The sequence below is a fragment of the Candidatus Liberibacter americanus str. Sao Paulo genome (assembly GCF_000496595.1).
GTDB lineage: Bacteria > Pseudomonadota > Alphaproteobacteria > Rhizobiales > Rhizobiaceae > Liberibacter > Liberibacter americanus.
Genome location: NC_022793.1, coordinates 35,251 through 47,958, shown reverse-complemented (window position 1 = coordinate 47,958; position 12,708 = coordinate 35,251). Strand labels below are relative to the sequence as shown.

Genomic DNA, 12,708 nt, shown 5'->3' with positions numbered 1-12,708 from the left:
ATTTATCTATGATTTAGTCATTGTGATATAAGGTTACTAATCATCATTTTTAATGATGTACTTTGTTTATACTTTATCTGATGTCATTTTATATTATCACATCAAAATTTATTTCAGATCTATAAAACTTTATTGTGAGTATTGACAGGGAATATTATCTCTATAAATGTTCCTTTTGATGGGGTTGAAAAGATGGAAAATTTACCCATATTAGCATCTACCATTGCCTTGGTAAGAGGGAGCCCTAATCCTGTTCCTTCTTTTCTTACGCGCGTAGGATTAATAATCTGTCTAAAAGGTTGCATTGCTTTTTCTAACTCATAACTGTTCATACCTATGCCAGTATCCTTTATGCGAAGGATTACACCTTTATTTCTTATATAGGCAGTGGAGATTATAATTTGCCCTCCCGAAGGTGTAAAATTAATTGCATTAGATAATATATTGAGAGCAATTTGCTTTATGGATCTCATATCTGCAAATATTCTAGGTATTTCACTAGAAAAAGAAGTGCGTATCAGTATGCGTTTTTCATTAGCGTATAAATTAATTAGAGAAATTGCTTCTGAGATTGTTTCATTTAATGATACTGATTCAAAATGAAAGTCCATTTGTCCAGCTTCTATTTTTGATATATCAAGTAGATCATTGACGATATCTAGGACTAAATTGCCAGATTTATTTATATAATCAGCATATTCTATATAACGATTACTACCAACAGGTCCTAATTTTTGATTTTTAATAATTTCGGCAAAGCCAATAATAGCAGTAAGAGGTGTTCTTATCTCGTGGCTAATACGTGCCAAGAAATCACTTTTATATGAATTTTCTTTTTCTGCTGTTTTTTTAGCATCATATAATTTTTTTTTCTCTTGTTTCCATTCAGAAATATCATGAATTATCATGCAGTAATATATGGAAAAAGGTAATTTTGTTATTGTAATGCGTAAAGAAACTAATTCTCCTTTTTTAGTGCGACCGATAGTTGTTTTTTCAATCTTATCTCCAGCTTTAAGTTTTAAAATCTCTGATATATAGCTGTTTGTTGTATTTTGATATTCACGTACAAAAAAATTACTGATTTTTTGTTCTAATAGATCTTTTGAAGAATAACCAAATAACTTGCTGATTGCCTGATTTGCGGAGATTATTTTTCCATCTCCATTAATTATAGCCACTCCATCTGATGCTAATTCTAGAATTGAGAATAATTGCATTGCTTCAATTTCAGTATTACTTAAATTGCATTTTTCTTTCTTCCCATTATCTATTCTACTGCTATCAATAGGCCTATAAATTTTATTATTCCTATCAATATGGACAAAAGTAATAGCCAGAGATTTCTCTCCATTCCATCGAATGGAATGTAAACGAGATGTTACAGTAATACTTGTGCCATCAATATGATATAAAGAGATAGAGCCCAAAGTTCTTTTACTATTTGGTAATTTTTGAGCGTTCAATAAATTATCTATTCCTCCTGATTTTTCAATTTCCTCAATATTTTTGTATCCTGTTAAAAGAAGGAAAGAGGGATTTGCATACAATAAATTGCCATTTGAATGTACAAGCAAAGGAATATGATATTTATCGGCATGTTCAGGGGTTAAATTTTTATTTTCGCCGAAGTATGTAGATAATGAATAATGTCTATAATGGAATGCTTTTTCGTATTCATCATCGATAGTATTAATTTGTGGTTTTATGCTCTCTACATATGTATTTAAATTAATTGTATGAATACTATCATTATTAACAGTAAAAGAAGGTTCATCTACTGAGTATGACAATTGTTTTGCAGATTTTAATATGTCTCTTTTGGTAAGATAGTGTTTATATATAAATTCCATCTTGTTTTTTACATCAAGATTTTCAGGGAAAGATATTGTGTGTTTTGAAAATTCTAGATCTGTATTATTTTCTATATATCTTTGTTCTTTTATAGTATGAATAGTGGGTTTACTGCAAAGTGGTACTTTTTTAGAAGAGGCGATAGGGTGTTCATATTTTTTAATAGCACTTTTATCTTCTGTTTTGTTATGTGATTCAGAAAAGATTGAGTCCAATTTTGTTCCGAATTGGTGTGGATCATTTTTAGCTTGGCTGATGTTAATAATGCCCAGTCCTTTAAATCCTTTGAATTCATGATTTTGCGAATACATTGGTAAGGCAGATAGGTCAATTGGAACATGTAATTTCGTCCCTTCTATAGGCCAGAAAGTAGTTTTTCCATACCAGGTATTTTGCTGTTTTAATATTTCATATAAATAGTTGTTAGGATCAATTCGCAATAGATTATTAATATCGCAGAAGCGCATGCCAACAACTTTGTGAGTATATTGCCCAATAGTTTGAGGAAACTCCTTCGAAATATCAACAATATATCCTTCAGCGTTTATTTTCCACGTAAATCGTACCGTACTATGTTTTGGATCAAATAAAAACTCATTTTTTGACTCAGATTTTTCCCCAGAGGTATGCATATCAATTTCAATTTTCTTTTTGCTGTCTATAATAGGCAATTCTTTTAAAGATTCTTTATTGATAGCATTTTCTACATTAAAATCTGTTGTTATGGATTTAGATTTTATGTCTATCTCAGAAGTATTGTTCTTAGTATCAGTGCAATTTTTATCACTAATATTCTTAGTTTTAGAGTTGATGTAATCGATACTCATTCGTGCGCTCTTAGTATTATCCTAATTTGATATGGAATTTTACAATTCAACTATCCCATAATTAATTTTTTTATCTAAATATGGATTGATCTACTTTATTATCTTTGTATTCTGTAATAATTCCTATTTTCTTGTACATGATTACGAAAAGGAATCAACTTTGTATTTTTATCATTTCTTCATCCATCACATATCTATTTAAAACGCTTGTTTCACATCTATGTTAAACCAGTTGATTGACGATTATTTAACATTCGATATAAGAATAACTAGTAATATTTTATCTGAAAGATTGAATCTAAAATAATTAACGTTAATCTGTTAGTAAGGTTAACGCGCCTATTGAATGATTTTTGTTCTTGTATCATTTTTAATCTAGTAATATAATTTTAGGGCAGCTAACTTAAAATAAGTTGACGATTTTATAGATTTTCCATAAATAATAAGTCTGGCCTTTTTTTATTTTTATAGTGTATTATTCTGTTTCCATATGCGGTTGTAGCTCAGTTGGTTAGAGCGCAGGTTTGTGGCACCTGAGGTCGGTGGTTCGAATCCACCCAATCGTACCATATTAACAGTAATTATTTTTATAATTAAAAGTTTGACTTCGTGAATTGCATATTTTAGTTTAAGTCGAGTATAAATGACTGTTTTATTATATATTTTGGGAGAATATTCCTATTATTCGTCATATTGTTTTCTTTACTGTTTTGCCAGAAAACTACGATGCTGTTCGTTCGGGTCTTGCTATCCTAGTTGGTATTCCATATGCGCGTCGCATAGAAATTGGTGATAATCTTCATTTTGATCATTGGAGTAAGGAGATAAGTTTAGTTGTTTATGGAGAATTTGATTCTCAACAATCCTTGGATGCGTTTAAGAAGCATCCACTATATCTTGATTCCATTTCGAAAGTTAAAGATTTACGTGAGCTACGATTTGCTGCTGATTATTGCACTAATAAGGCAATTGTGTCTTCTGGTAGATAATTTGTATAAATAATTGATATTAATGTTATTTTTTGATTTATATTTCTATTATCTCTAAAATATTATAAATTAGTAGTGTTTTATTTTCATATTATTTCTTTATTAAAGTTTCAAATAGTGTTTCAACTTTATCCCAAAAAAGAGATGCTATGTTATCTCCCCCTAGTTTATGAATCTCACGTATACAAGTTGGTGAAGTAACGTTAATTTCTGTTATATAATCGCCGATTACATCAATGCCTGTAAAAAACAAACCTCGTTCTTGCAGTATTGGTCCGATGCGACGACAAATATTATTTTCTGCGTTTGTTAGTTCTGAAAGTTCTGCTTTGCCGCCTACGTGGATATTTGATCGATTTTCACTTTCAGAGGGTATTCTATTAATTGCTCCAACTGGTTTGCCGTTCAACAGAAGAATGCGTTTATCCCCATTTCGAACTTGTGGCAAATATAATTGGACAATCAATGGCTCAGGATATCGTGATAATAGCATTTCGATTAAAGAATATAAATTTCTATCTCCTTGATTTATACGAAAAATTCCTTCTCCTCCGTTGCCATATAAAGGTTTAATAATTACATCCTTAATCTCTGAGTAGAATTTAACTATTTGAGTAATATCTCGTGAAATTAGAGTTGGAGGGGTTAGTTCAATAAATTCTGTAACAAAAATTTTTTCTGGAGAATTTCGTATCCAAAACGGATTATTTATTATCAATGTTTTCGTATTTATTTTATCCAAAAGGTAAGTGCTGCTAATATAATTCATATTAAACGGTGGATCTTGGCGGATGAGAACTACATCCATTTGAGAAAGATCAATTATCTCTTTTTTTGCAAGATAGTAATAGTCTTGTTTATTGTCACGTAAAGACATTGGTTCTGCATTTGCAAAAACCTTATTATCACGCATATAAAGCTGATCTGGTGTATAATGGAATAAATTATAACCACGTACTTGCGCTTCTAATGTTATTGCAAAAGTTGAATCTGTTGTCACGTTGATGGTAGATATATGATCCATCTGAATTGCTATATTTACAATTTTTTTCATATGGATATTTTTAATAACCTGTATAAAAAAGATAAATCTAGATTAATAAGATGCTTTAATAAACAATTGTACTAATTAATTAATATCATGGCAATAATATATATTCATAAAATTTTATTATGCTCTAATTCATAATGAATTTATGAAATATATTCATCAAATTATCGCTATTTATCACTCGCATAATTGTATAATATTATAAACTTATATTTTATGCTTTATGATTGTGTGATATTGGTATCTATTTTCAATCTTGATTATAACTAAAATTTCTTCCAATGAATAATGCAATTTATTATATACATAGAACTAGATTTCCATATATTTGTTTTAAATTTTAAAATATAAAAATATCACTTATTCAAAAGGTATTTATTTGATCTGCAACAAAATGGGTCTATTTTGATTTTTAATATAAATCAATATGCCGCTTTCCGATTTACTTGTTTTCTAATATAGATTTTAGATCTAAAATATCTTTTTCAACTTTATCTAAACGCTCGTTTACAGAAGATAACTCATCATGTATTTTAGATGCCATGCATCTAATTGCTTCAAGTTCATCTGTTTTTACAACTCCCATTGAATTAAGGGCGTTTTGTATTTTAACATGAGCGAATTCTTCTGCTTCCTTAGTTATGTCTTTTATTGTGTCAGAGGCAGAATCTACGAATCTACATGTTTTTTCAAAAATATCTGATTTAGAAGACATTATCATATCCTTTAGTAATAATTGGCCTAAATTATATCCTAAAAATAAAATGACACAATTGATTAGTTTATTTTATAATATGTCATACATATTTTACTAAATAAATACTATAAAGTGTTACGGTAAAATATTTTTAGCGTTAATAATAGTAGTTAATAGGAAATATAATCATGCTTTGTTTTATTTGGACGTATCCGTCAATTGATCCTGTGGCAATATCAATACCATTTCTATCAATTTCTATTCGTTGGTATGGCTTATCTTATCTTTTCGGAATATTGTTCAGTATTTGGCATATACGAAATTTGTTAAATAGGGATACATTATGGACAGCGCGACAAAACAAAGAGAACCTGGTTCACATAAATAATGATATCCAAGCAAATTGTATGCTTTGGATGATTTGTGGTATGATTGCTGGTGGGCGAATAGTTTATATGCTTTTTTATAACTTAGGACTATTGCTAGATTATCCGTTGCGCATATTTTATATTTGGGAAGGTGGCATGTCTTTTCACGGTGGATTAATAGGTGTTTTTGTGTCAATACTATTATTTTCTCGTGTTAATAAAATTTCTTTTTGGTTGTTTTCTGATCTTATTGCAGTATCTGCACCTTTTGGTCTATTTCTTGGAAGAATTGCTAATTTCATAAACGGTGAATTATGGGGTAGGGTTTCTTGGGTTCCATGGGCTATGGTTTTCCCTTCTGGTGGTAGTTTGCCGCGTCATCCAAGTCAATTATATGAAGCATTTTTTGAAGGTATTGTGCTTTTTTTTATAATGCAATTGATAGTTTATTGCGGAGCCCTGAAAAGGCAGAGCCTGGCAACAGGAGTCTTTATTTCTGGTTATGCCATAGCACGAATTTTTATGGAATTTTTCCGTGAACCAGATTATCAATTGGGATACATTTTAGGTGGATGGTTAACAATGGGTATGCTATTATCTCTGCCAATGTTAATTATTGGATGCATAATTATCATTAATGCAATTAGGTTAGAAAGAAAAGACGTTTATTGAGTAATGAATTAACAGAAAAAATAGTAAATTTAATCAAAATTAATGGCCCGATTACTGTTGATCGATATTTTTTGTTATGCCTCTCTGATCATGAATTTGGTTATTATAATACTTGTAATCCATTTGGTTCATCGGGAGATTTTATTACTGCGCCTGAAATAAGTCAAATTTTTGGTGAGATGTTGGCAATTTTTTTAATATCTTCTTGGGAAAAACATGGTTCTCCAAATAGTGTGAGATTAATAGAAATGGGTCCTGGTAGAGGTACCATGATGCTTGATATTATTCGTGTAATTCGCAAATTGAAACCATATTTTTTTTCTGCCTTATCTATTCATTTTGTAGAAAATAGCAAGAGATTAAGGTTTATTCAAAAGCAAAAGTTATCGTCTTTTATAGATAAAATTAGCTGGCATTTTGATCTTAATGATGTTCCAAATGGGTTTACTTTTATTATCGCTAATGAATTTTTTGATAGCTTGCCAATTAAACAATTCATTATTAGAAAGGATGGAATACGTGAGCGTGCGATTGATATAGATAGTAATCAATGCCTCGTTTTTAGTGAGATAGATCTAGAAATAGAAGATAATTTTATTTCTTTTTGTGATTATGATTATGGATCGATATTTGAAGTTTCTCCATTTCGTGATGATGCTATGAGATCGGTTTCTAATCGATTAGTGTTAGAAGGAGGAACGGCTCTTATTATTGATTATGGTCATTTACAATCTGGTATAGGTGATACTATGCAGGCAATTAAGGATCATAAATATGATCATCCTTTGATGAATCCAGGGATGGCTGATCTTAGTAGTCATGTTGATTTCCAGCGATTATCTTCAGTTGCTAAACTTCATAAATTATATATCAATGGATGTACTACTCAAAGAAAATTTTTGGAAGGTTTAGGAATTTGGCAAAGAATGCTATCTTTTATGAGTAATTCAGCACAATCAACTGATGTATTAGATTCCGTTTTGCGTTTGATGGGGAAAAATCATGATAGAAAAAGCATGGGAGAGTTGTTTAAAGTTCTAGCTATTTCTCATGAAAAGATAGATCTTATTCCTTTTATATTTGACTAAAAATATGATTTAATGATGTTTTTAGCGACAATATTGATTTTGTGAATTATCATTATAAAAAATTATAAGTCCCTTATTAGTAATATTTATTATCTAATAATATTTTCCTACTTATTTATATTTATCTGTTTCATATTTGATTGATTTTTATATTTATAGCTATATTATTGGCAATAACGTGTTTCAATATTAATCCATGTATATCATTATAGTTTTAATCTTATTTAAGTGATTTTTATTTTTATAAATTCACAATTCGCATTAAGGCTTTAATGATTTGAATCAATCATTGACTATAAAACATCATACGGAATAACAATTGAATTTAAGGATGTTTTTGCGATTCATGAGGTATTTTATTATATGAAAATTTTTTCGGGTAATTCTAATAGGAAGCTTGTAGGAGATATTTGTGACTATTTGAAGATATCTTTAGGGAAAGCTGCTGTTAGATATTTTTCTGATAGAGAGGTTTTTGTTGAGATTGAAGAGAATGTACGGGGAGAAGACGTTTTTCTTATTCAATCTACTTCTTGCCCAGCAAATGATTATTTAATGGAATTGCTTGTTATGATAGATGCTGTGAGGCGTTCTTCAGCAGGTCGTATTACAGCTGTAATCCCTTACTTTGGATATTGTCGACAAGACCGTAAAGCAGGTCCTCGTACACCCATATCTGCTAAGCTTGTTGCAAATTTAATAACGCAGGCAGGAGCTGATCGTGTTATGACCTTGGACTTACATGCGGGACAGGTTCAAGGTTTTTTTGATATTCCAACTGATAATTTATATGCATTACCAATTTTAGAGCGTGATATAAAGCGTTGCTATAACATCTCTAATATTATGGTAGTATCTCCCGATGTTGGAGGTGTTGTTCGTGCTCGTTCTCTTGCAAAAAGATTGGGATGTTTGTTGGCAATTGTCGATAAAAGGCGTGAGCATCCAGGGAAAATTGAAGTTATGAATGTCATAGGAAAGGTTAAGGATAGAGATTGTATTCTTATTGATGATATTGTTGATACTGGTGGAACGCTTTGTGGTGCTGCTGATATTTTGTATGAACATGGGGCTTCTAGTGTTACAGCTTATATTACTCATGGTGTTTTATCAGGTGAGGCTGTTGGACTAATAGAATCTTCTAAACTAAAAGAGCTTGTTATTACTGATTCTATACAAGCAAATGATTCGGTAAATTCTTCTTCTAAGATACGTTTTGTTACTGTTGCAAATTTGCTCGCTGAGGCTATAAGCCGAACTTTCCAAGAGCAATCTATTTCAAGCCTTTTCCGTTAATAATGTGCTATAAGACTTTTAATATATATTTTTATGTTTCTTTAAAAATAATAATTGTTCGTATTTTGTTTTTTATAGATTATAATTAACTATTATTTATTATAAAATAAAGAAACTATTCCAGTGAAATTAATGTGATTATAATTCTAAAAATCTATTGATAATCCATTTTTTTCCCAATCCCCAAAACGAGTAGGTTCCGGCCCTTCTATTCCTCCAATTTCTTTTGATTTTAATGCATTATTTTTAGCTAAGGATCTGCGTCTTTCTGCCTCTTCCAAAGCTCGCTTTGCAATAGATGAAATATTTTTTTCTATATGATTACTCATGGCATACCGTTAGTTATATTTATTTAATTTTCGCATATATTTTTAAATTATTTCAAGCAATAATTTTACTGTATGGCATTATATTCATAGTTTCATTACAACGTCTTTTTGTGATTATAATATTAAATTTATATGTTATTGGTTACTTGTTAGTATATAGATATTTATATGTTGATTTATATCAATATTTATTATTCTCCATATTAACTTGAAGCTATTATTTATCATTTTAAGATTTTGCAATTTGCTTTTATTTGTGTAGTGGTTATTGAAATATGGATTTTATATATTTAATTGAGGTTATTCATATGGTTTTTATTGATAGGTGGTATTATTGAAGCCTGGTATGAACCTTCGTTTCATTGCTTATAGATTATTATATAGCGTAGTGATTAAAAATATTTCTCTATCTCGTTTATTGGATGCAGAGCATGGAGATCATGCATTTCGTCTATTATCTCGTGAGGATCAGTCACTAGTTCATGCTATTTTAAGCGCTACATTACGTTTTTTGCCACGTATTGATGCTGTAATTGATTTTTTTCTTATTTCTAGCATTCCAAAAAAGAGTAATAATTGTCTAAGACAATTATTACGCATCTCTGTTGCCCAAATTATGTATTTAGATGTGGCGGATTATGCAGTGGTAGATTTATCTGTTGAGCAAGTTAAACGCGATAAAAAAACCAAACACTTTGCTAAACTTGTTAATGCTATCTTGAGAAGAGTCTCTAGAGAAAAAACGGAATTATTGAAGCGTTTTTCAGCTATATCAATTATTCCTAAATGGTTTGGAGATCGCTTGGAATGTTTTTATGGCAATGAAATTGTAAGTGTTATATCTGATTTTTTTATTAAGCCAAGTTATATTGATCTAACAGTAAAATCTGATGCTGCGATTTGGGCACAAAAGTTAAATGCTGTTGTTTTGCCTACAGGTGGGATACGTCTTAGGAACTTTCGAGGAAATATTTCTTCTCTCCCTGATTTTGAAAAAGGTGAATGGTGGGTGCAAGATGCTTCAGCTTCGATACCTGTTCAATTATTCGGGAAATTAGATGGGCTTTCTGTTTTAGATTTATGTGCATCTCCTGGAGGAAAAACAGCTCAGCTTGTTATGGCTGGAGCTAAGGTAACGGCCATTGATATTTCAAAAAATCGTTTAAGAAAACTTCAATATAATTTAAAAAGATTGCGTTTATCTGCAGATATTATCGAATCTAGTGCTTTTGATTATTCTCCTAAAAAATTATTTGATGCTGTTTTGGTTGATCCTCCATGTTCATCTACAGGTACGATGAGACGTCATCCTGATGTATTGTGGACCCGAAATACAGAAGATATAGTGAAATTAGCACAATTTCAGGAAAGATTGCTTTTACATGGATTAAGTCTTGTTAAACCTAATGGTATGGTTGTTTTTTCTAATTGTTCTTTAGATAAAGAAGATAGTGAAGAAGTTGTGCAAAAGGTATTGAAAAATTCTTTATTCCCAGTCGAACTTGTTCCTTTAAAAAGAGATGATTGGAAAAATATTGCTATGGCTATAACTCCCGAAGGATGGCTACGAATTATCCCAGATATGTTAAAAGATATAGAAATAGAAGGAGCTCCTTCAGGCATTGATGGGTTCTATGCGGCTTTGTTACGTCGTATTACATAGCTTTAATGCATTCTTAACATAAGGTTATGAAATATGAACAATTTAGTTTTGGTTTTGAAGGATTGTTTTAGATTGAGTTGATACTATTATAAATGTGTATGGTTTTTTATTATGGAAAAGATAAATAATATAGTAAAATATTTGTTAAATTTTTGCCACTATATCATGGTATTAGTTGTTTGTAGTGCAACATAAGTGATGAAGATATTATCTTTACGTTTGTTTGTATTGTTTATATTAGGGAGGATAGGGATTTTATGAATTCCGATTATAAGAAATATTGTGATCAAGACGGAGTATCTGTTAATACGGCTCTTATCTCTGTCCATAATAAAACAGGTATCGTTGAATTTGCTAAACGATTGATTTCATATGGAGTTAAGATTATATCAACCGGTGGTACTTGCCAATTGCTTGAAAAGGAAAATATTCCTGTAATAAATATTTCTGATATTACTGGTTTCCCTGAAATAATGGATGGTCGTGTTAAGACATTACATCCAAATATATATGGAGCTCTTCTATGCGTTCGTGATAATAAAGATCATATTATTTCTATGAAAGAATATGGTTTGGAACCAATTGATCTTGTGGTTGTTAATTTATATCCATTTGAAGAATCTTGTAATAAAGACGACTATCAACAGATAGTTGAGAATATTGATATCGGTGGCCCATCCATGATTAGGGCAGCAGCTAAGAATCATGCATATGTAACTGTATTGACTAATCCGACGGATTATTCTCCATTTCTTGATGAGATAGATTCTAATAATGGAAAAACATTTTTAGATTTTCGTACAAAAATGGCCTCTAAGGCTTTTGCCAGAACAGCTTCATACGATTCGACAATTTATAATTGGTTTTCTCGCTCTGAGAAAGAGGATTTTCCTCAATATTTAAATATTACGGCTGTGAAACAGCAAGAGATGCGTTATGGTGAAAATCCTCATCAAAAAGCAGCTCTTTATTCTACTATTGCAGGGAAAAGATCAGGCGTAGCTAATGCGTCTTTGCTACAGGGAAAAAAGCTTTCATACAATAATATCAGTGATCTTGATGCTGCTTGTGAACTTGTTTCGGAATTTCATCCTGATGATTGTGCAGCTTGTGTCATTGTAAAACATGCTAATCCATGTGGTGTAGCAATCGCTGATACTACTGTTGAAGCATATCTGAGAGCATTGGCATCTGATCCTGTATCTGCATTTGGTGGGATCATTGCATTTAATCAGATATTGAATCAAGATACGGCTAGCGAGATAATAAAGATTTTTACTGAAGCTGTAATTGCTACAAATATTTCTAAAGAGGCTGAAATTATAATTTCTAAAAAGCCAAATATGCGTTTCTTAAATATCTCTGAATTGCCAGATCCTCGTGTTTCAGAAATGATGTTCAAAACGGTTGCTGGGGGGTTACTTGTGCAAACACGTGATAACATCATGGCAGATGATCAAGAATTGAAAGTTGTTACTAAGAGATTTCCAACTCCTCAAGAGATTAGTGACATGAAATTTGCTTTTAAGGTAGTTAAACATGTGAAATCAAACGCTGTGGTATATGCTAAAGAAGGTCGTACAGTTGGTATTGGTGCCGGTCAAACAAGTAGGGTAGATTCGACTCGTTTTGCAGCAATAAAATCTGAAGGAATTTCTATTAATTCTGGAAACCATAAAATAACAACACATGGATCAGTTATTGCTTCTGAGGCGTTTTATCCTTTTCCCGATGGGATTTTATCAGCAATTAAATCAGGAGTTACTGCTGTTATTCAGCCTGGAGGATCTGTTAGAGATGATGAAATAATTGAAATAGCAGATCATAATGATATAGCAATGGTTTTTACGGGGATAAGACATTTTCGCCATTGA

General features: G+C 30.9%; 10 protein-coding genes and 1 tRNA gene. 7 read left to right on the top strand and 4 right to left on the bottom strand.

The window, feature by feature from the left end; all coding sequences use genetic code 11:
• Positions 1-119: 119 nt before the first annotated feature.
• Positions 120-2,681 (bottom strand): PAS domain-containing sensor histidine kinase, encoded by a 2,562-nt coding sequence (locus tag LAM_RS00200; RefSeq protein WP_007556657.1) that lies wholly within the window; start codon positions 2,679-2,681, stop codon positions 120-122.
• Positions 2,682-3,173: 492 nt separating this feature from the next.
• On the opposite strand from LAM_RS00200, the gene LAM_RS00195 reads away from it, so the two are divergent.
• Positions 3,174-3,250: transfer RNA gene (locus LAM_RS00195), tRNA-His, on the top strand.
• Positions 3,251-3,361: 111 nt separating this feature from the next.
• Positions 3,362-3,670, top strand: a complete 309-nt coding sequence (locus tag LAM_RS00190; protein WP_040055812.1) for a Dabb family protein — start codon at positions 3,362-3,364, stop codon at positions 3,668-3,670.
• A 91-nt stretch (positions 3,671-3,761) separates the two neighbouring features.
• On the opposite strand, the gene gshB is transcribed toward LAM_RS00190, so the two are convergent.
• Positions 3,762-4,724, bottom strand: coding sequence for a glutathione synthase (gene gshB, locus LAM_RS00185; protein WP_007556655.1), 963 nt, complete (start codon positions 4,722-4,724; stop codon positions 3,762-3,764).
• Between the two features lie 439 nt (positions 4,725-5,163).
• Complete coding sequence (locus tag LAM_RS00180; RefSeq protein ID WP_007556653.1) at positions 5,164-5,436, bottom strand: accessory factor UbiK family protein; 273 nt, start codon at positions 5,434-5,436, stop codon at positions 5,164-5,166.
• Between the two features lie 170 nt (positions 5,437-5,606).
• On the opposite strand from LAM_RS00180, the gene lgt reads away from it, so the two are divergent.
• From lgt to LAM_RS00165, 3 genes are all read left to right on the top strand, one after another.
• A complete protein-coding gene (gene lgt / locus LAM_RS00175; RefSeq protein WP_007556652.1) occupies positions 5,607-6,458 on the top strand; it encodes a prolipoprotein diacylglyceryl transferase in 852 nt (283 codons plus the stop codon).
• Positions 6,455-7,546, top strand: coding sequence for a class I SAM-dependent methyltransferase (locus LAM_RS00170; protein ID WP_007556651.1), 1,092 nt, complete (start codon positions 6,455-6,457; stop codon positions 7,544-7,546). The genes lgt and LAM_RS00170 overlap by 4 nt, the downstream gene beginning before the upstream one ends.
• Positions 7,547-7,909: 363 nt before the next feature.
• Positions 7,910-8,842, top strand: a complete 933-nt coding sequence (locus LAM_RS00165) for a ribose-phosphate pyrophosphokinase (RefSeq protein WP_007556650.1) — start codon at positions 7,910-7,912, stop codon at positions 8,840-8,842.
• Between the two features lie 146 nt (positions 8,843-8,988).
• On the opposite strand, the gene LAM_RS00160 is transcribed toward LAM_RS00165, so the two are convergent.
• On the bottom strand, positions 8,989-9,171 hold the full coding sequence (locus tag LAM_RS00160) for a DUF1674 domain-containing protein (protein WP_007556649.1): 183 nt from the start codon (positions 9,169-9,171) through the stop codon (positions 8,989-8,991).
• Between the two features lie 325 nt (positions 9,172-9,496).
• On the opposite strand from LAM_RS00160, the gene LAM_RS00155 reads away from it, so the two are divergent.
• Positions 9,497-10,834, top strand: a complete 1,338-nt coding sequence (locus LAM_RS00155; RefSeq protein ID WP_244432428.1) for an RsmB/NOP family class I SAM-dependent RNA methyltransferase — start codon at positions 9,497-9,499, stop codon at positions 10,832-10,834.
• A 257-nt stretch (positions 10,835-11,091) separates the two neighbouring features.
• A complete protein-coding gene (gene purH / locus LAM_RS00150; RefSeq protein ID WP_007556647.1) occupies positions 11,092-12,708 on the top strand; it encodes a bifunctional phosphoribosylaminoimidazolecarboxamide formyltransferase/IMP cyclohydrolase in 1,617 nt (538 codons plus the stop codon).